26 protein-coding genes are annotated in these 25,096 nt (G+C 65.3%); 12 read left to right on the top strand and 14 right to left on the bottom strand.

The window, feature by feature from the left end; all coding sequences use genetic code 11:
- Positions 1-44: 44 nt before the first annotated feature.
- On the bottom strand, positions 45-845 hold the full coding sequence (locus tag AAE027_RS25610) for an alpha/beta hydrolase (RefSeq protein ID WP_370988983.1): 801 nt from the start codon (positions 843-845) through the stop codon (positions 45-47).
- A gap of 250 nt (positions 846-1,095) precedes the next feature.
- On the opposite strand from AAE027_RS25610, the gene infC reads away from it, so the two are divergent.
- A complete protein-coding gene (infC, locus tag AAE027_RS25605; RefSeq protein WP_091883021.1) occupies positions 1,096-1,635 on the top strand; it encodes a translation initiation factor IF-3 in 540 nt (179 codons plus the stop codon).
- Between the two features lie 228 nt (positions 1,636-1,863).
- Here the strand turns inward: infC and AAE027_RS25600 are convergent, their stop codons facing one another.
- Positions 1,864-2,259 carry a hypothetical protein gene (locus tag AAE027_RS25600; RefSeq protein ID WP_370988984.1) on the bottom strand — a complete coding sequence of 132 codons (396 nt, stop codon included), beginning with the start codon at positions 2,257-2,259 and terminating at the stop codon, positions 1,864-1,866.
- A 275-nt stretch (positions 2,260-2,534) separates the two neighbouring features.
- On the opposite strand from AAE027_RS25600, the gene rpmI reads away from it, so the two are divergent.
- The 5 genes from rpmI to AAE027_RS25575 all read left to right on the top strand — a co-directional run bounded on the left by rpmI (position 2,535) and on the right by AAE027_RS25575 (position 7,617).
- The gene (gene rpmI / locus AAE027_RS25595; RefSeq protein WP_008539890.1) at positions 2,535-2,735 is read left to right on the top strand and encodes a 50S ribosomal protein L35; all 201 of its coding nucleotides are present in this window, start codon (positions 2,535-2,537) and stop codon (positions 2,733-2,735) included.
- An 80-nt stretch (positions 2,736-2,815) separates the two neighbouring features.
- On the top strand, positions 2,816-3,175 hold the full coding sequence (gene rplT, locus AAE027_RS25590) for a 50S ribosomal protein L20 (RefSeq protein ID WP_027528250.1): 360 nt from the start codon (positions 2,816-2,818) through the stop codon (positions 3,173-3,175).
- Positions 3,176-3,362: 187 nt separating this feature from the next.
- On the top strand, positions 3,363-4,445 hold the full coding sequence (pheS, locus tag AAE027_RS25585; protein ID WP_370988985.1) for a phenylalanine--tRNA ligase subunit alpha: 1,083 nt from the start codon (positions 3,363-3,365) through the stop codon (positions 4,443-4,445).
- The gene (pheT, locus tag AAE027_RS25580; protein ID WP_370988986.1) at positions 4,442-6,850 is read left to right on the top strand and encodes a phenylalanine--tRNA ligase subunit beta; all 2,409 of its coding nucleotides are present in this window, start codon (positions 4,442-4,444) and stop codon (positions 6,848-6,850) included. Before pheS ends, pheT begins: the two co-directional genes overlap by 4 nt.
- Complete coding sequence (locus tag AAE027_RS25575; RefSeq protein ID WP_370988987.1) at positions 6,847-7,617, top strand: sulfite exporter TauE/SafE family protein; 771 nt, start codon at positions 6,847-6,849, stop codon at positions 7,615-7,617. Before pheT ends, AAE027_RS25575 begins: the two co-directional genes overlap by 4 nt.
- 184 nt (positions 7,618-7,801) lie before the next feature.
- Here the strand turns inward: AAE027_RS25575 and AAE027_RS25570 are convergent, their stop codons facing one another.
- Positions 7,802-9,196, bottom strand: a complete 1,395-nt coding sequence (locus tag AAE027_RS25570; RefSeq protein WP_370988988.1) for a flavin monoamine oxidase family protein — start codon at positions 9,194-9,196, stop codon at positions 7,802-7,804.
- 192 nt (positions 9,197-9,388) lie between these two features.
- On the opposite strand from AAE027_RS25570, the gene AAE027_RS25565 reads away from it, so the two are divergent.
- A complete protein-coding gene (locus AAE027_RS25565; protein WP_370988989.1) occupies positions 9,389-10,354 on the top strand; it encodes a YiiX/YebB-like N1pC/P60 family cysteine hydrolase in 966 nt (321 codons plus the stop codon).
- A gap of 259 nt (positions 10,355-10,613) precedes the next feature.
- Here the strand turns inward: AAE027_RS25565 and AAE027_RS25560 are convergent, their stop codons facing one another.
- The gene (locus tag AAE027_RS25560; RefSeq protein ID WP_024338640.1) at positions 10,614-10,889 is read right to left on the bottom strand and encodes a metal-sensitive transcriptional regulator; all 276 of its coding nucleotides are present in this window, start codon (positions 10,887-10,889) and stop codon (positions 10,614-10,616) included.
- Between the two features lie 50 nt (positions 10,890-10,939).
- Between AAE027_RS25560 and AAE027_RS25555 the strand changes: the two genes are divergently transcribed.
- The 3 genes from AAE027_RS25555 to AAE027_RS25545 all read left to right on the top strand — a co-directional run bounded on the left by AAE027_RS25555 (position 10,940) and on the right by AAE027_RS25545 (position 15,077).
- Positions 10,940-13,402 carry a heavy metal translocating P-type ATPase gene (locus AAE027_RS25555; RefSeq protein WP_370988990.1) on the top strand — a complete coding sequence of 821 codons (2,463 nt, stop codon included), beginning with the start codon at positions 10,940-10,942 and terminating at the stop codon, positions 13,400-13,402.
- Between the two features lie 182 nt (positions 13,403-13,584).
- Positions 13,585-14,037 carry a nickel-responsive transcriptional regulator NikR gene (gene nikR, locus AAE027_RS25550; RefSeq protein WP_091882456.1) on the top strand — a complete coding sequence of 151 codons (453 nt, stop codon included), beginning with the start codon at positions 13,585-13,587 and terminating at the stop codon, positions 14,035-14,037.
- Positions 14,038-14,336: 299 nt separating this feature from the next.
- Positions 14,337-15,077: a sulfate transporter family protein gene (locus AAE027_RS25545; RefSeq protein WP_091882459.1), complete on the top strand. Its 741-nt coding sequence runs from the start codon at positions 14,337-14,339 to the stop codon at positions 15,075-15,077.
- Positions 15,078-15,098: 21 nt separating this feature from the next.
- On the opposite strand, the gene nth is transcribed toward AAE027_RS25545, so the two are convergent.
- Positions 15,099-15,851: an endonuclease III gene (gene nth, locus AAE027_RS25540; RefSeq protein ID WP_164934839.1), complete on the bottom strand. Its 753-nt coding sequence runs from the start codon at positions 15,849-15,851 to the stop codon at positions 15,099-15,101.
- Between the two features lie 22 nt (positions 15,852-15,873).
- Here nth and AAE027_RS25535 point away from each other — a divergent pair, with 22 nt between their 5' ends.
- Entirely contained in the window at positions 15,874-16,407 is a 534-nt protein-coding gene (locus AAE027_RS25535; protein WP_370988991.1) for a DUF2244 domain-containing protein, read from the top strand.
- Positions 16,408-16,462: 55 nt separating this feature from the next.
- Positions 16,463-17,359, top strand: a complete 897-nt coding sequence (locus tag AAE027_RS25530) for a methylated-DNA--[protein]-cysteine S-methyltransferase (RefSeq protein WP_370988992.1) — start codon at positions 16,463-16,465, stop codon at positions 17,357-17,359.
- A gap of 123 nt (positions 17,360-17,482) precedes the next feature.
- Here the strand turns inward: AAE027_RS25530 and AAE027_RS25525 are convergent, their stop codons facing one another.
- From AAE027_RS25525 to dnaK, 9 genes are all read right to left on the bottom strand, one after another.
- Positions 17,483-18,106: a 2,3-bisphosphoglycerate-dependent phosphoglycerate mutase gene (locus AAE027_RS25525; protein ID WP_128940750.1), complete on the bottom strand. Its 624-nt coding sequence runs from the start codon at positions 18,104-18,106 to the stop codon at positions 17,483-17,485.
- A gap of 103 nt (positions 18,107-18,209) precedes the next feature.
- Positions 18,210-19,025 (bottom strand): 4-hydroxy-tetrahydrodipicolinate reductase, encoded by an 816-nt coding sequence (gene dapB / locus AAE027_RS25520; RefSeq protein WP_128944535.1) that lies wholly within the window; start codon positions 19,023-19,025, stop codon positions 18,210-18,212.
- Positions 19,026-19,289: 264 nt separating this feature from the next.
- Positions 19,290-19,601, bottom strand: coding sequence for a DUF1330 domain-containing protein (locus AAE027_RS25515; RefSeq protein ID WP_091882479.1), 312 nt, complete (start codon positions 19,599-19,601; stop codon positions 19,290-19,292).
- A 24-nt stretch (positions 19,602-19,625) separates the two neighbouring features.
- The gene (pyrF, locus tag AAE027_RS25510; protein ID WP_370988993.1) at positions 19,626-20,336 is read right to left on the bottom strand and encodes an orotidine-5'-phosphate decarboxylase; all 711 of its coding nucleotides are present in this window, start codon (positions 20,334-20,336) and stop codon (positions 19,626-19,628) included.
- A 6-nt stretch (positions 20,337-20,342) separates the two neighbouring features.
- The gene (locus AAE027_RS25505) at positions 20,343-20,921 is read right to left on the bottom strand and encodes an NADPH-dependent FMN reductase (RefSeq protein WP_370988994.1); all 579 of its coding nucleotides are present in this window, start codon (positions 20,919-20,921) and stop codon (positions 20,343-20,345) included.
- A gap of 57 nt (positions 20,922-20,978) precedes the next feature.
- On the bottom strand, positions 20,979-21,578 hold the full coding sequence (locus AAE027_RS25500) for a class I SAM-dependent methyltransferase (RefSeq protein WP_091882486.1): 600 nt from the start codon (positions 21,576-21,578) through the stop codon (positions 20,979-20,981).
- Positions 21,579-21,665: 87 nt separating this feature from the next.
- Positions 21,666-22,805 (bottom strand): molecular chaperone DnaJ, encoded by a 1,140-nt coding sequence (dnaJ, locus tag AAE027_RS25495; protein ID WP_370988995.1) that lies wholly within the window; start codon positions 22,803-22,805, stop codon positions 21,666-21,668.
- A gap of 27 nt (positions 22,806-22,832) precedes the next feature.
- Positions 22,833-22,967: a hypothetical protein gene (locus AAE027_RS25490; RefSeq protein ID WP_370988996.1), complete on the bottom strand. Its 135-nt coding sequence runs from the start codon at positions 22,965-22,967 to the stop codon at positions 22,833-22,835.
- Between the two features lie 98 nt (positions 22,968-23,065).
- A complete protein-coding gene (gene dnaK, locus AAE027_RS25485) occupies positions 23,066-24,967 on the bottom strand; it encodes a molecular chaperone DnaK (protein ID WP_025033017.1) in 1,902 nt (633 codons plus the stop codon).
- Between the last annotated feature and the right edge of the window lie 129 nt (positions 24,968-25,096).

Raw genomic sequence — 25,096 nt, 5'->3', positions numbered from 1 at the left:
TTCGCGCCACCTTCTCCCGCAAGGGGAGAAGGAAGAGAGACACTTCACTCGATCTCCGCGACCGCGGCAAGAATGCGCGCGATGTCCTGTGGGCGGGAGAGGCGGTGATCGCCGTCCTGGATCATGGTTAGCACGACGTCGTCGGCCGGCAGACGATGCGTCAGCGCGAAGGCGTGCTGCCACGGCACGTCGGGATCTTTCGCCCCTTGCAGGATGCGGACGGGGCAGCCGAGATCGATGGCGCTGCCGAGCACGAGGTGATTGCGCCCCTCCTCGATCAGGTTTCGCGTGATCGGATAGGGCGAGCCGTCACCATAGTCCGACGGCCGCATCCAGACGCCTTTGGTCTCGATCTCCTTCTTCACCGAGGGCGAGAAATTCTTCCACATCAGCGCCTCGGTGAAGTCGGGCGCCGGCGCGATCAGGACGAGACCGGCCAGCGAGGCCTTGGCTTGCTGTTGCTCTTGGCGCTTCTTGATCTCGCGCGCGAGCAGCAGCGCCATCCAGCCGCCCATGGAGGAGCCGATCAGGATTTGCGGACCGTCGCAGAAGCGCTCGAACACCGCGACGCTCTCCTCCAGCCAGCGCCCGATGGTTCCATCGGCGAATTCGCCGCCGGACTCGCCGTGACCGGAATAGTCGAACCGGATCACGGCGCGGCCGTGCTCTCTGGCCCAGCCATCCAGCGCCAGTGCTTTGCCGCCCTGCATGTCCGATTTGAATCCGCCGAGCCAGACCAGCCCGGGGCCCGTTCCGCCACGGCGGCGCACCGCGATCCTGCGCGCCGACGGGCCCTCGCCGACATCAATGAAGTCGAGCACGGTATCGGGAATTGCATCGGTCATGGAACGTTTACTCTGGCTGTGTGGTTTGAGCTGTTTGGTCGCGCCTCGCAGCTCAATTCGGTGTCGGCATTGGCCCTTTGGGACGCTTGCGGAACAGAAGCAAGGTGTCTATGTCGTCTGCGTGCCAACGGGCGTGACCAAAATGCCTCGCATTTGAGGGTTTTTCGCGTCTCGCACGAGCGACTTGCTTGCCGGCAAACGCATCTTCCTTCAAAATGGCCGCTTCCTTCACAACTTTGGAGAACCACCCATTCGCCGTCCTAATAAAGCTCCGCCCGCTGCCAGCAAAGACGGGCCCCGCATCAATGATGATATCCGCAATGCGCAGATCCAGCTGATCGATCAGACCGGTGAGAACAAAGGCACGGTCGAGACCGTCGTCGCCATCCGGATGGCCCAGGACGCGGGCATGGATCTGGTCGAGATTTCGCCGAATACCAGCCCTCCCGTCTGCAAGATCATGGACTACGGGAAGTACAAGTATTCCGCGCAGAAGAAAGCCGCCGAAGCCCGCAAGCGGCAGAAGACCGTCGAGATCAAGGAGATCAAGCTCCGCCCGATGATCGACGATCACGATTACGACGTGAAGATGCGCGCGATGCAGCGGTTCTTCGAAGAGGGCGACAAGGTCAAGATCACGCTGCGCTATCGTGGTCGCGAAATGGCGCACCAGGAGATCGGCACCAAGCTTCTGGACAAGATCAAGACCGACGTCGCCGAGCTCGCCAAGGTCGAGCAGGACGCAAGGTTCGAAGGCCGCCAGGTCGTCATGGTGCTGGCGCCGCGCTAACGCCGGCTTGTTAGGACTGAGAGTTCAACGGCCCGTCCGGATCTCCGGCGGGCCGTTTTGTTTGGGGCGAGGTGCCAGCCGCGAGCGTTGCTGCAACCTCTCCCGCTCGCGGGAGAGGTCGCGCCGAAGGCGCGGGTGAGGGCCTCTTGGGGGTTCTCGCTTGCGGAAACACCCTCTCCCCAACCCTCCCCCGCAAGCGGGGGAGGGAGCACATCGAACGCTTGGTGCCTACGTCCTCGTCGCCTGCCACGTGCCGCTGCACTGGTCGCCGGAGATGATGCCCCTCCACGAACCGGCGCCGTTGATGCCGGCGAGCCGGCCGCCGCCGTTGGCGTGGGAGGCGCCGACCGAGACCTGGACCGCCACAGTGCCCCCGCGATTGACCTTGCCGGACACCCGGCCTCCGCCGGCAGACGATACCCGGCTGCCGGTGACGGTGAAGGGAACGCTGTAGCCGGAACTGCAATTGCCCCTCGTGGTGGCGAAGGTGACGTTCCAGATCCCGTCATAGCCGCCGGCGCGGGCATCGGCAGTCGACGGCACCATGGCGGCGGCAAGCACGGCGAGCAGCGCCAGGCGGCGCGGGCGGGCAAAGGTGGAAATCGATTGCGGGAAATGGGCCATTTTGGTCCTGCTCCGGACATGAAGGCGTGGACATTGGGGGTGGCAACTTCAAATAGTCGGCGGGCAGGTTCCGGCGGTTCATCGTTGCCATTTGGCTCCCGCTCTGTCATAAGCCCAGCCTTCATCGCCCGGCTGATTAAGGGCTGCCGTGGCGGTGTACCGTGCGGGTTTCGCGTTTGTTCGTAAAACCTGAGCACAATCAACGCTCTAACGAGCATTTTAGACGGCCAGCCGCCTTCACGGGCGGATTTCTGTTGTGGCCATAGGAGAGCCAAATGCCCAAGCTGAAGACCAAATCGGGCGCTAAAAAGCGCTTCAAGGTGACTGCCACCGGCAAAGTGATGCACGCCCAGCGCGGCAAGCGTCACGGCATGATCAAGCGGACGAAGAAGCAGATCCGTCAGCTCCGCGGCACACGCGTGCTGTTCAAGACCGACGGCGACAACGTCAAGAAGTACTTCTTGCCGAACGCCTGATCGCGTCCACGATCACTGCCATCTCGCGCCGCATTCGCGCGGCGATCCGAAAACCAAGTCATCTCTGAAGGATTTCTGTCATGTCTCGCGTCAAACGCGGTGTGACCGCCCACGCCAAGCACAAGAAAGTCTACAAGGCCGCCAAGGGTTTCTATGGCCGCCGCAAGAACACCATCCGCGCCGCCAAGCCGGCCGTGGAGAAGGCCGCGCAGTACGCCTTCCGCGACCGCAAGCGTCGCAAGCGCACCTTCCGCGCGCTGTGGATCCAGCGTCTCAACGCCGCGGTGCGTCCGTTCGGCCTGACCTACAGCCGATTTATCGACGGCCTTGCCAAGTCGGGCATCACCGTGGACCGCAAGGTGCTGTCGGATCTCGCGATCCGCGAGCCCGCCGCGTTCCAGGCGATTGCCGAGAAGGCCAAAGCTGCGCTGGCGGCGTAAGCCGTCTTCCACTGTGCTCTGCGCAGCATTCAGCTTGTGATAGCCCGGGTAGCGGCGCGTCTCGCGCTTTACTGCCCCGGCCGTCATCTCTTGCGCAAACACACTTCTCCGACGTGGATGCCCGGCAGAGTGCCGGGCGTGACGGGCTAGGATCATCGGCTCAGCATCCTGGCCAAAAGGGATTGCCATGACCGATCTTGCTCAGCTCCAAGCCCAGATCACCGCCGACATCGCCGCCGCCACCGACGAGGCGGCGTTAGAGGCCGTGCGCGTCGCAGCCCTCGGCAAAAAGGGCTCGATCTCGGCGCTGCTCGCAACGCTCGGCAAGATGTCGCCGGACGAGCGCAAGACGCAGGGCGCCGCGATCAACCAGGCCAAGGACGAGGTCACCCAGGCGCTCGCGACGCGGCGCGACGTCTTGAAGTCGGCGGCGCTCGATGCCCGGCTTGCTGCCGAGACCATCGACGTTACCCTGCCGCCGCGCGATGCGGCGGCTGAAGCCGGCCGCATCCATCCGCTGAGCCAGGTTTGGGACGAGCTGACCACGATCTTCGCCGACATGGGCTTCTCGGTCGCCGAAGGTCCCGACATCGAGACCGACGACTACAACTTCACCAAGCTGAACTTCCCGGAAGGCCATCCCGCGCGCGAGATGCACGACACCTTCTTCTTTCATCCGAAAGAAGATGGCTCGCGCATGCTGCTGCGGACCCACACCTCGCCGGTGCAGGTACGCACCATGCTGAGCCAGAAGCCGCCGATCCGCGTGATCTGCCCGGGCCGCACCTACCGCATCGATTCGGACGCGACCCACACGCCGCAATTCCACCAGGTCGAAGGCCTCGTCATCGACAAGCACTCGCATCTCGGCCACCTCAAATGGATCCTGCATGAGTTCTGCAAGGCATTCTTCGAGGTCGACCACATCAACATGCGCTTCCGCCCGTCGTTCTTTCCCTTCACCGAGCCGTCGCTGGAAGTCGACATCCAGTGCCGCCGCGACAAGGGCGAGATCCGCTTCGGCGAGGGCGAGGACTGGCTCGAGATTCTCGGCTGCGGCATGGTGCATCCGAACGTGCTGCGCGCCTGCGGCATCGATCCCGACGAGTACCAGGGCTTTGCCTGGGGCATGGGCATCGACCGCATCGCCATGCTGAAATACGGCATCGCCGATCTGCGCCAGCTGTTCGACAGCGACGTCCGCTGGCTATCCCATTACGGCTTCAAGCCGCTCGAAGTGCCAACGCTTGCCGGAGGGCTGAGCTCGTGAAATTCACTCTCTCCTGGCTGAAGGATCATCTCGAGACCGACGAGCCGCTCGACAAGCTCGCCGATAAGCTCACCATGATCGGGCTCGAGGTCGAGAACATCGAGGACAAGGCGAAGGCACTCAAGCCCTTCACCATTGCGAAGGTGATCTCGGCTGAGCAGCATCCGAATGCGGATCGCCTGCGCGTCTGCATGGTCGACACCGGTGACGGCGGCGCGCCGGTGCAGGTCGTGTGCGGCGCGCCGAATGCGCGGGCAGGACTCGTCAGCGTGTTCTCGCCGCCCGGCACCTACATTCCCGGCAAGGACATCACGCTCGGTGTCGGCACCATTCGCGGCGTCGAGAGCCGCGGCATGCTGTGTTCAGCGGCCGAGCTGCAGATCTCCAACGACCATGATGGCATCATGGAATTGCCCGCGGGCGCCCCGATCGGCGCCGGCTATGCCGAATGGGCCGGGCTCGGCGATCCCGTGGTCGAGATCAACCTGACGCCGAACCGGCAGGACTGCACCGGCGTGCACGGCATCGCGCGCGACCTTGCCGCCGCCGACATGGGCAAGTTCAAGGACCCCACGATCAAGCCGATCAAGGGTGAATTCCCCTGCCCCGTGAAAGTGACGGTCGAAGACGCCACGCTGTGCCCGGGCTTCGCGCTGCGCCTCGTGCGCGGCGTCAAGAACGGGCCATCGCCGGAATGGCTGCAGAAGCGGCTGACCGCGATCGGGCTGCGCCCGATCAACGCGCTGGTCGACATCACCAATTTCATGACCTTCGATCGCGCGCGGCCACTGCACGTGTTCGACGCCAAGAAGGTGAAGGGCAACCTCGTCGTGCGCCGCGCCCGCGAGGGCGAGACGCTGCTCGCGCTCGACGGCCGCACCTACAATCTCGATCCCGCGATCTGCGTGATCGCGGACGAGCACGGCGTCGAATCGCTCGCCGGCATCATGGGTGGCGAGGCGTCGGGCTGCGACGAGAACACCACCGACGTGCTGATCGAATCGGCGCTGTGGAACGAAATCAACATCGCCCAGACCGGCCGCAAGCTCGGCATCAATTCCGATGCGCGCTACCGCTTCGAGCGCGGCGTCGATCCGGCGTTCATGGTGCCGGGGCTCGAGCTCGCGACCAAGCTGGTGATGGAGATGTGCGGCGGCACGCCGTCCGAGACCGTGGTGGTCGGCAAGGCCTTCGGCGACGATCGCGTGATCGATTTCCCGGTCACCGAGGTCAAGCGTCTGTCCGGCATCGAAGTGCCGCAAGCAGAGATGAAGCGCATCCTGACCCATCTCGGTTTCATGATGGCGGGCCCGGGCCCGGTGGTGAAGGTCGCAGTTCCCTCCTGGCGCACCGACGTGCACGGCAAGGCCGACATCGTCGAGGAGATCGTCCGCATCTTCGGCGTCGACAAGGTGCCGGAAACGCCGTTCGAGCGCGGCGAGGACGCGCGCAAGCCGGTGCTGACACCGCTTCAGCTCCGCACCCGCCGTGCGCGGCGCGCGCTGGCGAGCCGCGGCATGGTCGAGTCGGTGACCTGGTCGTTCATCGCAAAACCTGCGGCAAAATTGTTCGGCGGCGGCCAGCGCGAGCTCGAAGTCGCCAACCCGATCGCGTCTGATCTCTCCGACATGCGCCCGACCCTGCTGGCGGGCCTGATCGCCGCCGCGCAAGCCAATGCTGATCGCGGCTTTGGCGATGTCGCGCTGTTCGAGGTCGGGCAACTGTTCAGGGGCGACCGCCCGCAGGATCAATTCATGGCGGCGAGCGGCGTGCGCCGCGGCTTTGCCTCCTCGGAAGGTCTCGGCCGGCACTGGTCCGGTTCGGCGCAGGCTGATGTATTCGATGTCAAGGCGGACGCGCTGGCGGTGCTCGCCGCTGCGGGCGCGCCGATGCAGGCGCTTCAGATCGTCGCCGGTGGTCCCGGCTGGCTGCATCCGGGACGCTCGGGCACGATCCAGATCGGTCCGCAGAACGTGCTCGGCCATTTCGGCGAGATGCATCCGCGCGTGCTCGAGGCGCTCGGCGCCGACGGCCCGTTGATGGTGTTCGAGGTGATTCTCGACCGCATCCCCGAGGCGAAGAAGAAGCCGACCCGTGCCAAGCCTGTGATCGAGCTGTCGGCGTTCCAGCCGGTCTCGCGCGACTTCGCCTTCATCGTCGATCGCACCGTCAAGGCCGGCGACATTGTGCGCGCGGCGCAAGGCGTCGACAAGAAGCTGATCACCGGCGTCAACGTCTTCGACGTCTACGAGGGCAAGGGCATCGACGACGGCAAGAAGTCGATCGCGATCGCGGTGACCATCCAGCCGCGCGAGAAGACGCTGACCGACCAGGAGATTGAGGCTGTGGCCGCGAAGGTCGTGGCGGAGGTGACGAAGAAGACTGGCGGCACTCTTCGCGGATGAGCTTGGCGGACTTTCTCCCGAAGGACGTCAGCCTCACCATTGCGATGGCGCTCTGCGCCGTCGCTTTCGTTTCGGGTACCGCCCGCGGCTTCTCCGGCTTCGGCGCGGCGCTGATCTTCATGCCGCTGGCAAGCAGCATCGCGGCGCCGCGGCTCGTTGCCGCCTTGCTGCTCGTGATCGATTTCGTCGCGGCCGCGCCGCTCTTGCCCGATGCCTGGCGCAAGGCGGACCGCAAGGCCACTGCTGTGATCGTGCTGGGCGCGCTGATCGGGGTGCCCCTTGGCACCTATTTCCTCAGCGTGCTCGAGCCCGTCACCACACGCTGGATCATCTCCTGCTTCGTCGCTGCGCTGCTGCTCCTGCTGCTGTCGGGCTGGCGCTATCGCGGCAAGGACCACGCCTGGCTCTCGGTCGGCATCGGCGGCCTCTCCGGCTTCTGTAGCGGGCTGGCGCAGACCGGCGGCCCGCCGATCGTCGGCTATTGGCTCGGGCGCCCGATCGCGCCGATCGTCGCGCGCGCCAACATCATGCTGTTCTTCGGCGCGTCGGATTTCTTCTCGATGGTCAGTTACGCGACGACGGGCCTGATCTCGCGCGAGTCGCTCGTGCTTTCGATGATCGTCGGCCCGGTCTATGCGCTCGGCGTCGCGTTCGGCGCCTCCTTGTTTGGCCGCGCCAGCGAAAAGGTGTTTCGCGGCATCTGCTACGCGCTGATCGCGCTGGCGGTGATTGCGGGGCTGCCGGTGCTGGATGGGGTGTTGCGCTGAACCAGCCCCGCGTCGTCCTGGCGAAAGCCAGGACCCATTACCCCGGTCGGCATTTTTAGCCCGGGTTGGTGACCACCAGCCGTCGCCACACCCCTCCCTGGGGTAATGGGTCCTGGATCTGCGCTCCGCCCTGGACAACGCTACGCGCTGCCAAGAGCTGCGCTTGTCCAGGACGACGACTGAATCAATTCCGCGGCGGCCTCGCCCTGCGCTTCTTCGTCGACTGCGTCGGCACGTCCGCGGGCTCGTCCTTGAGCGCGCCGATCTTGCGCAGCGCGGCCTCCGCGGCGCGTTCGCCGCTTTCCCAGGCGCCGTCGACCGTGCCCCACAGCGTCTCATGCGTGGCTTCGCCGGCGAGGAACATGTTGCCGATCGGCTCTGCCAAAACCTTTCGCGAGAGCTGGCCGCCGGGCGAGGCCGCCGACATCGCGCCCATGACATAGGGCGAGGCATTCCAGCGCGTCGCGCTGGTCTTCTGCACGGCGGCCGCAGCCTCGCTGCCGAACAGTTTGGTGATCCACTCCTTCGCGAAAGCCGTCATCGCCTTCTCGCCCTGCTCGGAGAGATCGCGACCAAACGAGCCGCCGACGTCGATCGAGCACAGCGAGGAGCCGCCGATATTGGCGAACATGCGGGCCGTGCGCGTCGAGTTGCTCTGCTCGATGAGAATGTCGTCGCGCGACAGGCCGAGCGGATTGCCGGGCAGTTGCAGCACGATGTGATCATAGCTGCCGAGGGTGAGCTTCGATGCCGCGTCTAACGTGCGCTTCGGAATGTCGGGCGCGAACTTGATCGCGCCTGAGGTCAGCACGTTGGTCGAGACCGTGATGATGGCGGCGCGGGCGGCGATCTTGCCGCTCGGGGTCTCCACGCCGACGTCGCGATTGCTCCAGACGATCCGGCTCGCCGGCGTCGACAGCGCCACCGGCGCCTGCTCGCCGAGTTTCGCGATCAGCGTCCCCAGACCCTGGCGGCAGGCGATCGCGCCATTGCGGTCCTGCGCGCGGGTCTTGTCGATCGCCGAAAGCTCCTTCAGATCCTTGCCCGCAAAGCCCGCGCCCAGCATGAACTCGGCCGCGCCGGCCCAGTCGCCGAGATCCTTCGGCAGCACGGAGGCACAGGAAGTATCCAGCTTGCCGCGCGCGGCGTCGTCGATGGCGCGGTTGGCGCGGACCAGCGCGGCCAGGAACTCCTCGGTCTCGCCGGCGCGCGCATTGCGGCGGCCGATGCGCATCTTCTGACCTGACGGGGCCGGCAGCACGTCGAACCCGGCGCTGCGCGCCAGCCGGGTCATCGGATTGGTCTCGGGATTGTGCATCCAGCGCGCGCCGCGGTCGAATGGCGTGCCGAAAGTCGTGCTGTCCGTGATGCAACGGCCGCCGATCTGGGCCGCTGCTTCCACCACCACAACCTTGCGGTTGGCGGCCATGATGCGCCGCGCTGCGGCAATTCCCGCAGCCCCCGCGCCGATCACGACGATGTCAGCCTCCCGCGGCGGGGTCGCGGCGGTTGCGCGCAGCACCGGCATCGCGGCAAGGGCCGCCGACGCCGAAAGGAAACCGCGGCGCGTGATTGTCATGTCATGGTTTCCGGGGACTTGCGGCGAACGGGAACAGCCCGCGAACCTTGCCGTATCTGATGTTGCGCAGCAACCACCATGGTGAATCAATCGTGCTTGATCTCACAGAGTGATGAACCGAATTGCAACACGTTTCGACCATGGTAGAGAAGGGAAAAAGACGGCCGGAAAAGGCCGTGGGGGGAGTTCGAAATGGGGACGGTCCTGGACTCAGTCGGCAAGCTGATTGCCGCGTACCTCTCGAAGGAGGTGCCGGGCTACGAGCCGTTCACGCCGAGCGACCCGGAGCACCTGCGCGGCGTCATCGAGCCTGGCGACGTGCTGCTGGTCGAGGGCAACAACCGCATCTCCGGCATCATCAAATATCTGACGCAGTCGACCTGGTCGCATGCTGCGCTCTATGTCGGTCCGATCGAGGGCGCGGAAGAGGCGGACGGCGAGCCGCATGTGCTGATCGAGGCCAATATCGGCGAGGGCGTCACCTCGGCGCCTTTGTCGAAATATTTCCCCTATCACACCCGCGTCTGCCGCCCGGTCGGGCTGTCCTATGAGGACCGCACCACCGTCTGCCGCTATGCGATCAACCGCATCGGCTTCGGCTACGACACCAAGAACATCGTCGACCTCATGCGCTTCCTGTTCCCGCTGCCGGTGCCACAGCGCTGGCGGCGGCGCATGATCGCGCTGGGATCGGGCGATCCGACCAAGATCATCTGCTCGGCGCTGATCGCGCAGGCGTTCGACGCCGTGCGCTACCCGATCCTGCCAAAGATCACCAAGGCCGGCAGCCGCGCTGCTCGCCGCGAGATCCTGCACATCCGCGATTCCTCGCTCTACATGCCTCGCGACTTCGACATCTCGCCCTATTTCGAAGTCGTCAAACCCACCATCGTGCACGGCTTCGACTACACGGCCTTGCACTGGGCCGACAAGCAGAAGCCGCTCGAGGAGGTGGCGGGCACATTCAGTGTGTTTCCAGAAACGCTCCGTGCGCCGCCGCTCGTTCCTGAAGCGATTGACCAAGAGACGCCGGCTGAGATTTCGGCTGAGGAAGTGAGCAAGCAACCTGCCGAGATCGCCGGCCATGTCCCGCTGCTGAAGAGGCTGGCGATGTACCGCCCGCGGCGGCGAGGCTGGGCAAGAGAGAGGGCGGCGTAGCTCCACTGTCGTCCCGGCGAAGGCCGGGACCCATTACCCCAGGGAGCAGTTTGGCGAAGACTCCTCGTTCGGTACGCCTACCGAGCGCAATCGATAGATTCCGCGGTATGGGTCCTGGCTTTCGCCAGGACGACGCAAGAGGAGTTATCTCGCGTCCCTTTGCCCGTCATTGCGAGCGCAGCGAAGCAATCCAGGCTGTCACCGCGTCGACAGTCTGGATTGCTTCGTCGCAAGGGCTCCTCGCAATGACGGTGAGAGCCTACCGCTCCGCCCGCCCGATCACTGCCATCAGCTCCGCGATCTTCTCGCGCTGATCGGCCTTGTCGCCGCTGGCGATGGCGTGCTCGACGCAATGGGCGACGTGATCCTTCAGGATCTCCTCCTCGACCCGGCGCAGCGCGGCGCGCACCGCCGAGATCTGCGTGACGATGTCGATGCAGTAGCGGTCTTCCTCTACCATTTTCGAGAGGCCGCGAACCTGGCCCTCGATCCGGCCGAGACGTTTTCCGACAGATGCCTTGATGTCCTTGCGCATGCGGCCTATATACCCCTACCGGGTATAGGTTGCAAGGCCGGAGCATGGAAATGAATAACAGCGAACACGAGCATCATCACGACGCCACAGATGGACATCCGGGATGCGGTTGTTCCGCCAAGGCCACGCCCGCAGCGGCCAATCCGGCGTCCTCCTGCTGCGGCGGACACGGCGATCACGCCGGCCACGCCCATCATCACGCGCACGACCATGGCGATGCCGCGACGAAAGTTCTTGATCCCGTCTGCGGCATGACGGTCGATCCCGCGACGTCGAAGCACCACCTCACACATCACGGCGAGACCTTCCATTTCTGCTCGGCCGGCTGCCGTACCAAATTCGCCGCCGACCCTGCCAAGTATCTCGCCAAGGACAAGGCGCCCGAGCCCGAGATGCCCGCGGGCACGATCTACACCTGCCCAATGCACCCCGAGATCCGCCAGGTCGGCCCCGGCACCTGCCCGATCTGCGGCATGGCGCTGGAGCCGGAAGTCGCGAGCCTCGAGACCGGGCCCAATCCGGAGCTTGCCGACATGACGCGGCGGTTCTGGATCGGCGGCGCGCTGGCGCTGCCGGCCGTGGTGCTGGAGATGGGCGGCCACCTCGCGGGCCCGCACAACTGGATGGACCAGACATTGTCGAACTGGATCCAGCTCGTCTTCGCCACGCCGGTGGTGCTGTGGGCCGGCTGGCCGTTCTTCGTCCGCGGCTGGCAGTCGCTGCTGACGCGCAACCTCAACATGTTCACGCTGATCGCGATGGGCACCGGCGTCGCCTATGTCTACAGCATCATCGGCACCGTCGCGCCGCAGATGTTCCCTGCCACCTTCCGTGGCCATGAGGGGGCGGTCGCCGTCTATTTCGAGGCGGCTGCCGTCATCACCGTGCTGGTTCTGCTCGGCCAGGTGCTCGAGCTGCGCGCCCGCGATGCGACCTCGGGCGCGATCAAGGCGCTGCTCCAACTCGCGCCGAAGACCGCGCGCCGCGTCGATGCCGATGGCAGCGAGCATGAAGTCGAGATCGATACGCTGCATGCCGGCGACCGCTTGCGCGTTCGTCCCGGCGAGAAGGTGCCGGTCGACGGCGTGATCCTCGAAGGCCGCTCCTCGCTCGATGAATCGCTCGTCACGGGCGAATCGATGCCGGTCACCAAGGAGAGCGGAGCCAAGGTGATCGCCGGCACGCTCAACCAGTCCGGCAGCTTCATCATGCGCGCCGACAAGGTCGGACGCGAGACGCTGCTGTCGCAGATCGTGCAGATGGTCGCCGACGCGCAGCGCTCGCGCGCGCCGATCCAGCGGCTGGCCGATCAGGTCGCCGGCTGGTTCGTGCCGACGGTGATTGTCGTCGCCATCGCCGCCTTTGCGGCATGGTCGTGGTTTGGACCGGAGCCGCGGCTCGCTTTCGGCTTGGTCGCTGCGGTCAGCGTGCTGATCATCGCCTGCCCCTGTGCGCTCGGACTTGCGACCCCGATGTCGATCATGGTCGGCGTCGGTCGCGGCGCGCAAGCCGGCGTGCTGATCAAGAACGCCGAAGCGCTGGAGCGGATGGAGAAGATCAACACGCTGGTGGTCGACAAGACCGGCACGCTGACCGAGGGCAAGCCCAAGGTGGTGGCGATCGTGCCGGCTGCCGGCTTTGCTGAGGATGACGTCCTTCGCCTCGCCGCCAGCGTCGAGCGTGCCAGCGAGCATCCCCTGGCCGACGCGATCGTGCGCGCGGCAAAGGAGAAGCAGCTCACTCTTGGCCAAGTCGAGCATTTTGACTCGCCGACCGGCAAGGGCGCGACCGGCAAGGTCGACGGCAAGACCATCGTGCTCGGCAATGCCAGATATCTGACGTCGATCGGCATCGACACCAAGGCGCTCGATGCCGAAGCCGAGCGGCTGCGCGGCGACGGCGCGACCGTGATTAACATGGCCGTCGACGGCCGGCTTGCCGGCCTGTTCGCGATCGCCGATCCGGTCAAGGCCTCGACTCCGGAGGCGCTGAAGGCCCTTGCGGCCGAAGGCATCAAGGTCATCATGCTGACCGGCGACAACCGCACGACGGCGCAAGCGGTGGCGCACCGGCTCGGCATCGCCGATGTCGAGGCCGAGGTGTTGCCGGACCAGAAGAGCGCGGTGGTGACCAAGTTGCAAAAGGCCGGCCGCAGCGTCGCGATGGCCGGTGACGGCGTCAACGACGCGCCGGCGCTGGCGGCGGCCGAAGTCGGCATCGCCATGGGAACTGGCACCGATGTGGCGATGGAGAGCGCCGGCGTGACGCTGCTCAAGGGCGATCTCGTCGGCATCGTGCGGGCGCGAAAGCTCTCGCAGGCGACGATGAGCAATATCCGCCAAAACCTGTTCTTCGCCTTCATCTACAACGCCGCCGGCATCCCGATCGCGGCCGGCATCCTCTACCCGGCCTTCGGCGTGCTGCTGTCGCCGATCATCGCCGCAGCGGCGATGGCGCTGTCCTCAGTGAGCGTGGTCGGCAACGCGTTGCGCTTGCGCGCGACGCGACTGTGATGGTGTACTCCCTCTCCCCGTTCTTACGGGGAGAGGGTTAGGGTGAGGGGCATCTCCACACAGGCGGTAACAGCTGCATTCGCGGAAGCTCCCCCTCACCCGTAATTCAAGCTACGCTTGAATTACGACCTCTCCCCGCAGGCGGGGCGAGGTAAGAAGGCGCCGCGCCGAGGGAGCATCTGATGCAGCGAATTACGATCACGATCGAGGATGATCTGCTGGCAGAGATCGACGCGGCGGCGGAAGCACGCGGCTACCAGAACCGCAGCGAGATCATCCGCGATCTCGCCCGCGCCGGCCTGCAACAGAGCACCGAGGACACAGCGCAGACCGGCCCCTGCGTCGCCGGCCTCGTCTATGTCTACGACCACGCCGCGCGCGATCTCTCAAAACGCCTGGTGCAGGAATTCCACGGCCATCACGACCTCGCGCTCGCGACCCTGCACGTCCATCTCGACGACAACAATTGCATGGAGATGACCGCGCTGCGCGGCGCGGCCTCCGAGGTCAAGCATTTCGCCGATCACATCATCGCCGAACGCGGCGTGCGCTACGGCCGCGTGGTGATGATTCCGACCGGCGAGGGCAAGCACGTGAAGGCGCGGAAGCACGGGCACGGTCATCGGCATGAGTAGGCTACTCTAGGAGAGCGTAGCGGCTCTTACCCTCCCCTGGAGGGGGAGGGTCGATCGCGCGCAGCGCGAGCGGGGTGGGGTGACGGTCTCTCCGCAACGAACAGTGCCCGAGTGGAGAGATCACCCCACCCCGTCACGCAATCTCGCTTCGCTCGATCACGTGCCGACCCTCCCCCTCCAGGGGAGGGTAAGCAAGAATTCGCGCCGCGTTCGCAGCCGACGGCGGCGGAGCCGCCCGCCCTTGCCGAAGCCGCATCGGGTGTCTACCTCTCGCGGGTGGTTTCGGGAGAGGGTGCCCCATGCTGGATGCCGCCGTGAAGGCGTTGTCGCAAATGATCTCGCCGCCGATGCGCTCGATCCTGTGGCGATCGATCGGGCTGGCGCTGGTGCTGATCACCGTGCTGGCGATCGGCCTGCAACGGCTCCTCAGCTGGTTTGCGACCTCTGGCGAGGTCTGGCTGGAGGGCCTGCTCGGGCCGGGCTGGCACTCGTCGCTCGAGGTCCTCTCGTGGATCGTCTCGATCGCGGCCGGCCTCGGCGTCGTGTTCGGCGGCATCTTCCTGATGCCCGCGATCACCTCGCTGGTGGCGAGCCTGTTCGTCGACGACGTCGCCGACATCGTCGAGCGTGAGCACTATCCCGCCGAACGGCCCGGTGTCGCGCTGCCGTTCAGCCAGGCAATCCTCGAGGGCGTCAAGACCGCATTGCTGACGATCCTGGTCTATCTGGCCGCGCTGCCGCTGGTGCTATTCGCCGGCGCCGGCTTCCTGATCTTCTTCCTCGCTGCCGCCTGGCTGCTCGGCCGGGAATATTTCGAGCTCGCGGCCATGCGCTTCCGCCCGCCAGAGGAAGCGAAGGCAATGCGGCGCGACAACGCCGCGATCATCTTCACCGCCGGCCTGTTCATCGCCGCCTTCGTCTCGATTCCGATCGTGAATCTGGCAACGCCGATCTTCGGCATGGCCTTCATGGTCCATATGCACAAGCGCCTGTCCGGCTCGCGGCCCGAGCTGATCGAGCCGGCGCGACAGATGCGGTGACGTGCCCGACGCGGCACTGCCTCAGACCGTCTTCTCCGGCCACCGGCAGAGATCGTTGATCAGGCAGACCTCGCAGCGCGGCTTGCGCGCGAGGCAGGTGTAGCGGCCGTGCAGGATCAGCCAGTGATGGGCGTGCCGCATGAACTCGGCCGGGATCACCTTTTCGAGACCGAGCTCGACCTCGAGCGGTGTCTTGCCCGGCGCAAGCCCGGTACGGTTGCCAACGCGGAAGACATGCGTGTCGACCGCCATGGTGTGCTCGCCAAAGGCCATGTTGAGCACGACGTTCGCAGTCTTGCGTCCGGCGCCGGGCAGCGACTCGATCCCGGCGCGCGTGCGCGGCACCTCGCCGCCGAACTCGCTGAGCACTTTTGCCGATAGCGCAATGACGTTCTTGGCCTTGGTGCGATAGAGGCCGATGCTCTTGATGTATTCGCGCAGGCGCTCCTCGCCGAGGTCGAGCATCTTCTGCGGGGTGTCGGCCACCTCGAACAATGCGCGCGTCGCCTTGTTGACGCCGGCGTCGGTCGCCTGCGCCGACAGCACCACGGCGACCAGCAGCGTGAACGGATTGATGTGCTCAAGCTCGCCCTTCGGCTCCGGATTGGCCTTGCGGAAACGGCTGAAGGCCTCGTGAATTTCGGCGGGCGTCCAGGGTTTTGCGGCTTTGCGCGACTTTTTCGCGGGCGGTTTCGGCTTTGCCGCGGCCGGTTTTGCCTTCTTCTTCGGCACGGCCGCTTTGCGCGGAGCCGGCTTGCGGGTGATTTTCGCCATGATCGGGATATACTGAGGGACGATGAGCACAGGCAACGAAATTGAGCGCAAGGGCTCCGAAGATCAGCGCGAAGTGCAGATCTTCTCCGCGCTGCTGACGCCACACCGCTCGCTGAACCGCACCGGCTTCCTCGCCGTGATGCTGTTCCTGAGCGTCGTCAGCTTCGTCACGGGCCTCGCCTTCCTGATGATGGGGGCGTGGCCGGTATTGGGCTTCTTCGGGCTCGACGTTCTCGTGATCTGGTGGGCCTTCAAGGCCAATTTCCGCGCGGCACGGGCCAGCGAGGAGATCGTGGTGACCCCTTCCGAATTGCGGGTGCGCCGCATCAGTGATCGCGGCCAGGTCGTCGAATGGACGTTCAATCCGCTCTGGGTCCGGCTCGACATGGAGATCGACGAGGATTTTGGCATCGAGCACCTCTATCTGATCTCGCGCGGCCATCAGATCCAGATCGCCCGCTTCCTGGGGCCTGACGAAAAGGCGAGCTTTTACAAAGGCTTGGTAGAGGCGCTGAACGCCGCCAAGCGCGGCCCGACCTACAATCCGATCACCTGATTCCAGATCAGAAATCGGGTGGTTTCGCCCCCGTCCCTCTCCTACATTTCCGGTCATGATGACACTCGCCATACATGACCAGCGCCTGGCCAAGCCGGGCCCCCAGAACGCCGCGCTGCGCGACTATGATTCCGTGCGCCGGGCGATCGCGTTCATCTCGGAAAACTGGCGCGCGCAGCCGACCATCGAGGCGATGGCCGATGCGGCCGGCGTCACGCCCGATGAGCTGCACCATCTGTTCCGCCGCTGGGCCTCGATCACGCCGAAGGCTTTCATGCAGGCGCTCACCCTCGACCATGCCAAGGGGCTGCTCAGAGACTCCGCGAGCATCCTCGATGCGGCGCTCGACTCCGGTCTGTCGGGCCCCGGCCGGCTGCACGATCTCTTCGTCACCCATGAGGCGATGTCGCCCGGCGAATGGAAGAATGGCGGCGCCGGATTGACGCTGCGCTACGGCTTCCATCCCTCGCCGTTCGGCACCGCGATCGTGATCGCGACCGACCGCGGCCTGTCGGGCCTGGCCTTCGCCGATCACGGTGAGGAGAAGGTCGCGCTCGCCGACATGACGCGGCGCTGGCCGAAGGCCACTTATGTGGAAGATCACGACGGCACCGCACCGCTCGCAGCGCGCATCTTCGACCCCAAGCTGTGGCGGCCGGATCAGCCGCTGCGCGTGGTCCTGATCGGCACCGATTTCGAGGTGCGGGTATGGGAGACGCTGCTGAAGATCCCGATGGGCCGCGCGGTGTCCTATTCCGACATCGCCTGCAACATCAACAGCCCGAAGGCCTCGCGCGCCGTGGGCGCTGCGGTCGGCAAGAATCCGGTCTCGTTCGTCGTCCCCTGCCACCGCGCGCTCGGCAAGAGCGGCACGCTCACCGGCTATCATTGGGGCATCACCCGCAAGCAGGCGATGCTGGGCTGGGAAGCGGGGCGGGTGGGGGTGCAGTAGATCGCCGTCCCGGCGAAGCTGCCGTAGGGTGGGCAAAGCGAAGCGTGCCCACCATGCATCAGCGATTGCGGAAGAATGGTGGGCACGGCGCTGTGCGCCTTTGCCCACCCTACGGGATCGTCATTACCCGGCCAGATCCAGCTTCGACGCCACGGTCGAATCCGCATTGAGCCGATAGATGATCGGCACGCCGGTGGCGAGCTCGCGTTTCAAGATGCCTTCGGGCGAGAGCTTTTCCAGCACCATGATGAGCGCGCGCAAGGAGTTGCCGTGGGCGGCGACCAGCGTGCGCTTGCCGTTGAGGACGGCGGGCAGGATCTCCTGCACGTAGTAGGGCAGCGCCCGTGCCAGCGTATCCTTCAGGCTTTCGCCACCGGGCGGCGGCACGTCGTAGGAGCGGCGCCAGATCAGCACCTGGTCCTCGCCCCACTTCTTGCGGGCATCGTCCTTGTTGAGGCCGGAGAGATCGCCATAGTCGCGTTCGTTCAGCGCGAGGTCCTTCGCGGTCGGCAGGCCTTCCTGCCCAAGCTCGCCGAGGATGAGGTCGAGCGTGTGCTGCGCGCGCGTCAAGACCGAGGTGTAGGCGACGTCGAAAACGAGACCCTGCGCCTTCAGCTTGCGGCCGGCTTCCTTGGCTTCGCTCACGCCGAGCTCGGTGAGGTCGGGATCCTTCCATCCCGTGAACAGGTTCTTCAGATTCCATTCGCTCTGGCCATGCCGCACGAGCACGAGAAGACGTTCGCTCATCAACTGCTTTCCATCTAGTTTATTGTTCTGAGCATGACCTTGTCGGAAAACCGCTTCGCACTTTGCGCTAACGCGGCCCTTCGGGTCCGGATCATGCTCTTGTTCAGATGTCGGACAGGCCGAGCACGTCGGCCATGGAGTAATGCCCCGGCGCCTTGCCGTGCGCCCACAGCGCCGCCTTGAGCGCGCCATGGGCGAACAGCATGCGATCCTCGGCGTGATGCGACAGCGTCAGGCGTTCGAACTGGCCGAGGAAGCTGACACTGTGATCGCCGGCCACGGTGCCGCCGCGCAAGGAGGCAAAGCCGATGTCGCCGGGCCGGCGCGCGCCGGTGATGCCGTCGCGGCCGCGCGCGGCGTGTTCGTCGAGCTGAATGCCGCGCCCGCTAGCTGCTGCCTGGCCCAGCATCAGCGCAGTGCCCGAGGGCGCGTCGACCTTCATGCGATGATGGGTCTCGACGATCTCGATATCAAAACTCTGGTCGAGCGCCTTGGCGACGCGCTTGACCACGGCGGCAAGCAGGTTGACGCCCAGACTCATATTGCCGGATTGCACCACGACGGCCCGGTTGGTCACGCTCTTGATCACGGCGTTATCGGAGGCCGACAGCCCGGTGGTGCCGATGACATGGACGAGGCCGCGCTGGGCGGCGATCGCGACATTGGCGATAGTCGCCGCCGGCACGGTGAAATCGAGGATGCCATCAGCATCCTTGGACATCGCCCAGAGATCGGCGGAGAGCGTGATGCCGTTGGCCGGCAGGCCTGCGAGCACGCCGGCATCCTTGCCGAGCAAGTCCGAGCCCGGCGCCTCCAGCGCGCCGGCCAGCACCGCACCTTTGCTCTCGGCAATCGCCCGCGTCAGCGCGCGGCCCATCCGGCCGCCAGCCCCAGCAACAATCAAGCGCATGTCGGACATGGTGTGATCCTCTCTGGGGCCGTTGTAGCGGGGGGAGGCAGTTCCGGCAACCGAGGGGACGAGCCCGCACGCTGCCACCCTCCCCTGGAGGGGGAGGGTCGGCACGCGATCGAGCAGAGCGAGATTGCGTGACGGGGTGGGGTGACAGTCTCTCCGCGACGAACGGTGCCCGAGTGGAGAGATCACCCCACCCCGCCGCGCTTGCCGCTTCGCGACATGCTCAGCGACCCTCCCCCTCCAGGGGAGGGTAAGAAAGATCGTGCCTCAGCCGTCCGACGGCTGCGGGCCGTCATAGCCCTCGATGATGATGAGCTCGGCGATGGAGTGCGGCTGGCGCACCTTGATGTTTGCCTGGTATTCCGGCGAGTTGTAGCAGGCGAGCGCGGTCTCGTAGTCCGGGAATTCGATCACGACGTTGCGGTTGCGGCTGGCGCCTTCGACGGTGGTGAACTTGCCGGCGCGAACGACGAAGCGACCACCCCATTTCTTGAAGATTGGACCGTTGGCGACGGCATAGGGCTTGTAGCCCTCGTCATTGCTCACATCGACGCGCCCGATCCAGTAGCCTTTTGCCATTGTTCTTCTCTCCCTGGTTGTTGCTCAGCCGAGCGCTTGCGCGATCTCAGCCTGGATGGCGGCGGCCGCCGCCCTGGGGTCGGCGGCCTCGAGGATCGGACGTCCGACGACGAGATAATCGGCACCTGCGGCGATCGCACGACCCGGCGTCATGATCCGTTTCTGGTCGCCACTCGGCGCGCCCGCCGGCCGGATGCCTGGCGTGACGAGGCTCATCTGATGACCGACGATCTTTCGCAGCGCGCCCACTTCCTCGGGCGAGGACACGAGGCCATCGACACCGAGCACCTGCGCCTGTTGGGCGCGGGCCTCGACCAGCTCGGAGACGCCGAGCCGATATCCGGCTGCGTGCAGATCGTCGTCGTTGTAGGAGGTCAGCACGGTGACCGCGAGAATCTTCAAGCCCGAGCCGCCACGTCCCTCGACGGCCGCCTTCATGGTCTGCGGATAAGCGTGGACGGTGAGGAAAGTCGCCCCCAGCTTGGCGACGCTCTCGACACCGCGCATCACGGTGTTGCCGATGTCGTGCATCTTGAGATCGGCAAACACCTTCTTGCCCGTGTCGGCGAGCTTGCCGATCAGCGGCAGGCCGCCGGCATAGGCGAGTTGGTAGCCGATCTTGTAGAAGGTGACGCTGTCGCCAAGCTTTGCGACCATCGCCTCGGCAGCCTCCGGGCTCGACAGGTCGAGCGGAACGATCAGGCGGTCTTTCGGGGCGATCTCGGCTGGCGTCATGTCACCTCACATCATGCGTTGGGAAATGTCGATCAACTGCCGCACCAGCTGCTTCAACGCGGCGATATCGCCCTCGTTCTTCAGCCTGTCCATATCGTCATAGGCCTGATCGGCAAAGGCAAGCGTGAGCTGGCTGGCAATCACATGGGCGTGGCAGGAGGTCAGGATCAGCCGCAACGCCTGCAGCGCACGGGCCGCGCCCAGCCGGCTCTGCGAGGCGCCGGCGAGCGCGAAGACGCGGTTGCGGAACACGTCGCCGCGCGCCTCGTGCAGATCGTGCACGAGGCTGACCCAGTCGATCGCGTTCTTCAGTAGCGGCGGCACCGATGCATTGTATTCGGGCGTGACGATCAGCACGCCGTGATGCGCGCCGATCATGCGCTTGAGATTGATAGCGTGCTTGGGCACGCCGGATTTGGCCTGGAGATCGCCGTCATAGATCGGCAGCGGAAAGTCAGCGAGCGAGATGCGGGTGACGTCGACGCCGGCCTGGTCGAATTCATAGGCTGCGAGCGCTGCCAGCTTCGCATTATGCGAGCCGGTGCGCAGCGAGCCGGGAATGACCAGGATCTTGGGAGCTGACATCCAATCCAATGCGTTCGGCGAAACGAGCCCGCCGCGCAAAAAGAGGAGCCGGCGGAATTAGTCCTTGCGATACACCCAGACGCGGGCCGGCGGAAGGTTCATCCAGATCCGTTCCGAGGCCTCTGTGGACACGCCGGGCAACGATTTCGGGATCGGCGGCACCACCGCATAGGTGAACTGGATGAACGGCGCACCAGGCGCCAGCGCCGTGAAGGCATCGCGGATGAGGCGCAGCCGCGTCAACATCGGTTTTGTGACGAGCGGCAGGCCGGAGACGACCGCGGAAGCCGGCGCGCTCAAGACATTCCAGAGCGTGTCGCGCAGGCGATAGGCATCACCCTGCACCACCTTGGCCTGCGGGTAGCGGTCGCGCAGCAGGGCGCAGAAGCCGGGATTGTATTCGACAAGGACGAGGCGCTTCTGGTCGATGCCGCGCTCGATCAGAGCCGAGGTGATGGCGCCGGTGCCGGGCCCGAGCTCGACCACCGGAGCGTCGGAATCGATATCGACGTAATGGGCCATGGTCCGGGCCAGAAGCTTGCCCGACGGCATCACCGCGCCCATGTGCAGCGGCTTTTCGATCCAAGATCTGAGAAAGCGCACCTCGTCATCAAGACGAGGCTTCTTCAACGCACGCGCGGACGATGGCAATGGCATGTCAGGACCGGACGGGACCGCGGGACGCGGCGTGTCAGAAAATGGTCATAAAGACGTATAGGCCGAAGGCGGCACGGTCAAGACACGTCAACTCGCCCGGTTGCCGAAGAAATCCTTGACCTTGGCGAAGAATCCCTCGGATTCCGGCTGGGTGTTGCCGGAGGAGAGCTTTTCGAACTCGGCCAGCAATTCCTGCTGCTTCTTGGTGAGGTTCTGCGGGGTCTCGACCACGACCTGGACGTACATGTCGCCCATCTGGCGCGAGCGCAGCACCGGCATACCCTTTGATGCAATGCGGAACCGGCGGCCCGACTGGGTTCCGGCGGGCACCTTCACCTTGGCCTTGCTCTTCTCGATCGTCGGCACCTCGAATTCGCCGCCAAGGGCGGCCGTCACCATCGAGATCGGCACGCGGCAATGCAGATCGGCGCCGTCGCGCTGGAAGAACTGGTGCTGGGCCAGCGACAGGAAGATGTAGAGGTCGCCGGGCGGGCCGCCGCGGACCCCAGCCTCGCCCTCGCCGGCGAGCCTGATCCTCGTGCCGTCCTCGACCCCTTGCGGAATGTTGACTGACAACGTGCGCTCGCGGGTGACCCGGCCCTGGCCCGAGCAGGACGGGCAGGCATCCTCGATCATCTGGCCGCGGCCCTGACAGCCGGGACAGGTGCGCTCGAGCGTGAAGAAGCCCTGCGACTGCCGCACGCGGCCGGCGCCGCCGCAGGCCGAGCAGGTCTTCGGCTTGGTGCCGGCCTTGGCGCCGATGCCCGAGCAGGCCTCGCAGGTGACCGAGACCGGAATCTCAATCTGTGCGGTCTTGCCGCCAAAGGCTTCCTCGAGCGTGATCTCCATGTTGTAGCGCAGGTCGGCGCCACGTTCGCGGCCGCCGCGGCTGCGCTGTCCGGCCATGCCGAACAGGTCTTCGAAAATGTCGGAGAAGGAGGAGGCGAAGCCCGCGCCGAAACCGGCACCGCCGCCGCCGAAGCCGCCGCCCTGCTCGAACGCGGCGTGGCCGTAACGGTCGTAGGCGGCGCGCTTGTCCTTGTCCTTGAGGATCTCGTAGGCCTCGTTGATTTCCTTGAACTTGACCTCGCTGGTTTCATCCCCGGGATTGCGGTCGGGATGGAATTTCATCGCCAGCTTGCGGAACGACGATTTCAGCTTGGATTCGTCGGCGTCGCGTTCGACTTCGAGGGTCTCGTAGTAGCAGCGCTTGGTGGACGTGGACATGTCGGACTCGGTCTATCCAATCGCGAATCAAGTCGGGGCGAAACGACGCCGCTGCGCAACGACATAGGCAGCCTTGATATAGGCGGCCTTGCGCGTCGCGGCAGAGGGCAGCGTAGCAACATTGAGCATAACGGCTGGGAATTGATTGATCGTAACGGGCATCTGTCCCGCCCGTCCCGACACGTTGGCCTCCCCCGCGAGGGAGGAGGCCTTTAGCGCGTCTGGGGTCCAAGCCGTCCGCATCGTCACCCTCTTGGGGTTTAAGCGGACTTCTTGTTGTTCTTGTCGTCGTCGACCTCGGTGAATTCCGCGTCGACGACGTCGTCCTTGGCCGCATCCTTCTTGGCGTCGGCCTCGGCCTGCTGCTTGTACATGGCCTCGCCGAGCTTCATCGACGCCTGGGCCAGCGTCTGGGTCTTGGCCTTGATCGCCTCGGCATCGTCGCCCTTCAGCGCTTCCTTGAGGTCGCTGACGGCATCCTCGATCGCGCGACGCTCGCTCTCGGCGACCTTCGAACCGTGCTCGGCCAGCGCCTTCTCGGTCGAATGCACCAGGCCATCCGCCTCGTTCTTGGCGGTCACGGCCTCGCGGCGCTTCTTGTCCGCCTCGGCATTGGCCTCGGCGTCCTTGACCATCTTCTCGATGTCGGCTTCCGACAGGCCGCCCGAGGCCTGGATGCGGATCTGCTGCTCCTTGCCGGTGGCCTTGTCCTTGGCCGAGACGTTGACGATGCCGTTGGCGTCGATGTCGAAGGTCACCTCGATCTGCGGCATGCCGCGCGGGGCCGGCGGAATGCCCATCAGGTCGAACTGACCGAGCATCTTGTTGTCGGCCGCCATTTCACGCTCGCCCTGGAAGACGCGGATGGTGACCGCGTTCTGGTTGTCCTCGGCGGTCGAGAACACCTGGCTCTTCTTGGTCGGGATCGTGGTGTTGCGGTCGATGATGCGGGTGAACACGCCACCCAGCGTCTCGATGCCCAGCGACAGCGGAGTCACGTCGAGCAGCAGCACGTCCTTGACGTCGCCCTGGAGCACGCCGGCCTGGATCGCGGCGCCGATCGCCACGACTTCGTCCGGGTTGACGCCCTTGTGCGGCTCCTTGCCGAACAGCTGCTTCACGACTTCCTGGACCTTCGGCATGCGCGACATGCCGCCGACCAGCACGACTTCGCCGATCTCACCGGCGGTGACGCCGGCGTCCTTCAGCGCCTTGCGGCAGGGCTCGACCGTCTTCTGGATGAGGTCGTCGACCAGCGCCTCGAACTTGGCGCGGGTGAGCTTCATCGTCAGATGCTTCGGCCCGGTCTGGTCCGCGGTGATGAAGGGCAGGTTGATCTCGGTCTGCGTCGTCGAGGACAGCTCGATCTTGGCCTTTTCAGCGGCTTCCTTCAGGCGCTGCAAAGCGAGCTTGTCGTTGCGCAGGTTAATGCCCTGCTCCTTCTGGAATTCGTCGGCGAGATAGCCGACCAGGCGCATGTCGAAATCTTCGCCGCCGAGGAAGGTGTCGCCGTTGGTCGACTTCACCTCGAACACGCCGTCGCCGATTTCGAGAATGGAGATATCGAAGGTGCCGCCGCCGAGGTCGTACACCGCGATGGTGCCGGCCTTGGTCTTGTCGAGGCCATAAGCGAGCGCGGCCGCAGTCGGCTCGTTGATGATGCGCAGCACTTCGAGGCCCGCGATCTTGCCGGCGTCCTTGGTCGCCTGGCGCTGCGCGTCGTTGAAGTAGGCGGGAACGGTGATGACGGCCTGGTCGACCTTCTGGCCGAGATGGGCTTCCGCGGTCTCCTTCATCTTCTGCAAGATGAACGCCGAGACCTGCGAGGGCGAGTAGGTCTGGCCGTCGGCCTCGACCCAGGCGTCGCCGTTGGAAGCCTTCACGATCTTGTACGGAACGAGCTTCTTGTCCTTCTCGACCATCGGGTCGTCGTAGCGGCGGCCAATGAGGCGCTTCACTGCGAAGAAGGTGCGCTCGGGATTGGTGACGGCCTGGCGCTTGGCCGGCTGGCCGACGAGGCGCTCGCCGTCATCCGTGACGGCGACGATCGAAGGCGTCGTGCGCATGCCTTCGGAATTCTCGATGACTTTGGCGTTCTTGCCATCCATTACGGCGACGCACGAGTTCGTGGTGCCGAGGTCGATCCCAATGACCTTTCCCATGGTCCTGATATCCTTCTTTTTGCGGCAGGTTGGCTGGGCCCAGAAGGCACCCGACCGAAACCCCCTAAGATCAAACATCCGCGATATTGCGATGATTGAGGCTCATATAGGAGGGGGGGAGGGGCCCGC

It is taken from the genome of Bradyrhizobium sp. DN3 (genome assembly GCF_041357655.1).
Lineage (GTDB): Bacteria > Pseudomonadota > Alphaproteobacteria > Rhizobiales > Xanthobacteraceae > Bradyrhizobium.
Note: the sequence above shows the minus strand (reverse complement) of the source record. Positions and strands in the feature narration are given on the sequence as shown.

Excerpts from the sequence above, each read along its gene's own strand:
- AAE027_RS25610 (WP_370988983.1), bottom strand. The coding sequence starts at position 845 with ATGACCGATGCAATTCCCGATACCGTGCTCGACTTCATTGATGTCGGC.
- AAE027_RS25600 (WP_370988984.1), bottom strand. The coding sequence starts at position 2,259 with ATGGCCCATTTCCCGCAATCGATTTCCACCTTTGCCCGCCCGCGCCGC.
- rpmI (WP_008539890.1), top strand. The coding sequence starts at position 2,535 with ATGCCCAAGCTGAAGACCAAATCGGGCGCTAAAAAGCGCTTCAAGGTG.
- rplT (WP_027528250.1), top strand. The coding sequence starts at position 2,816 with ATGTCTCGCGTCAAACGCGGTGTGACCGCCCACGCCAAGCACAAGAAA.
- pheS (WP_370988985.1), top strand. The coding sequence starts at position 3,363 with ATGACCGATCTTGCTCAGCTCCAAGCCCAGATCACCGCCGACATCGCC.
- AAE027_RS25575 (WP_370988987.1), top strand. The coding sequence starts at position 6,847 with ATGAGCTTGGCGGACTTTCTCCCGAAGGACGTCAGCCTCACCATTGCG.
- AAE027_RS25570 (WP_370988988.1), bottom strand. The coding sequence starts at position 9,196 with ATGACAATCACGCGCCGCGGTTTCCTTTCGGCGTCGGCGGCCCTTGCC.
- AAE027_RS25565 (WP_370988989.1), top strand. The coding sequence starts at position 9,389 with ATGGGGACGGTCCTGGACTCAGTCGGCAAGCTGATTGCCGCGTACCTC.
- AAE027_RS25560 (WP_024338640.1), bottom strand. The coding sequence starts at position 10,889 with ATGCGCAAGGACATCAAGGCATCTGTCGGAAAACGTCTCGGCCGGATC.
- AAE027_RS25555 (WP_370988990.1), top strand. The coding sequence starts at position 10,940 with ATGAATAACAGCGAACACGAGCATCATCACGACGCCACAGATGGACAT.
- nikR (WP_091882456.1), top strand. The coding sequence starts at position 13,585 with ATGCAGCGAATTACGATCACGATCGAGGATGATCTGCTGGCAGAGATC.
- AAE027_RS25545 (WP_091882459.1), top strand. The coding sequence starts at position 14,337 with ATGCTGGATGCCGCCGTGAAGGCGTTGTCGCAAATGATCTCGCCGCCG.
- nth (WP_164934839.1), bottom strand. The coding sequence starts at position 15,851 with ATGGCGAAAATCACCCGCAAGCCGGCTCCGCGCAAAGCGGCCGTGCCG.
- AAE027_RS25535 (WP_370988991.1), top strand. The coding sequence starts at position 15,874 with ATGAGCACAGGCAACGAAATTGAGCGCAAGGGCTCCGAAGATCAGCGC.
- AAE027_RS25530 (WP_370988992.1), top strand. The coding sequence starts at position 16,463 with ATGATGACACTCGCCATACATGACCAGCGCCTGGCCAAGCCGGGCCCC.
- AAE027_RS25525 (WP_128940750.1), bottom strand. The coding sequence starts at position 18,106 with ATGAGCGAACGTCTTCTCGTGCTCGTGCGGCATGGCCAGAGCGAATGG.
- dapB (WP_128944535.1), bottom strand. The coding sequence starts at position 19,025 with ATGTCCGACATGCGCTTGATTGTTGCTGGGGCTGGCGGCCGGATGGGC.
- AAE027_RS25515 (WP_091882479.1), bottom strand. The coding sequence starts at position 19,601 with ATGGCAAAAGGCTACTGGATCGGGCGCGTCGATGTGAGCAATGACGAG.
- pyrF (WP_370988993.1), bottom strand. The coding sequence starts at position 20,336 with ATGACGCCAGCCGAGATCGCCCCGAAAGACCGCCTGATCGTTCCGCTC.
- AAE027_RS25505 (WP_370988994.1), bottom strand. The coding sequence starts at position 20,921 with ATGTCAGCTCCCAAGATCCTGGTCATTCCCGGCTCGCTGCGCACCGGC.
- AAE027_RS25500 (WP_091882486.1), bottom strand. The coding sequence starts at position 21,578 with ATGCCATTGCCATCGTCCGCGCGTGCGTTGAAGAAGCCTCGTCTTGAT.
- dnaJ (WP_370988995.1), bottom strand. The coding sequence starts at position 22,805 with ATGTCCACGTCCACCAAGCGCTGCTACTACGAGACCCTCGAAGTCGAA.
- AAE027_RS25490 (WP_370988996.1), bottom strand. The coding sequence starts at position 22,967 with ATGCCCGTTACGATCAATCAATTCCCAGCCGTTATGCTCAATGTTGCT.
- dnaK (WP_025033017.1), bottom strand. The coding sequence starts at position 24,967 with ATGGGAAAGGTCATTGGGATCGACCTCGGCACCACGAACTCGTGCGTC.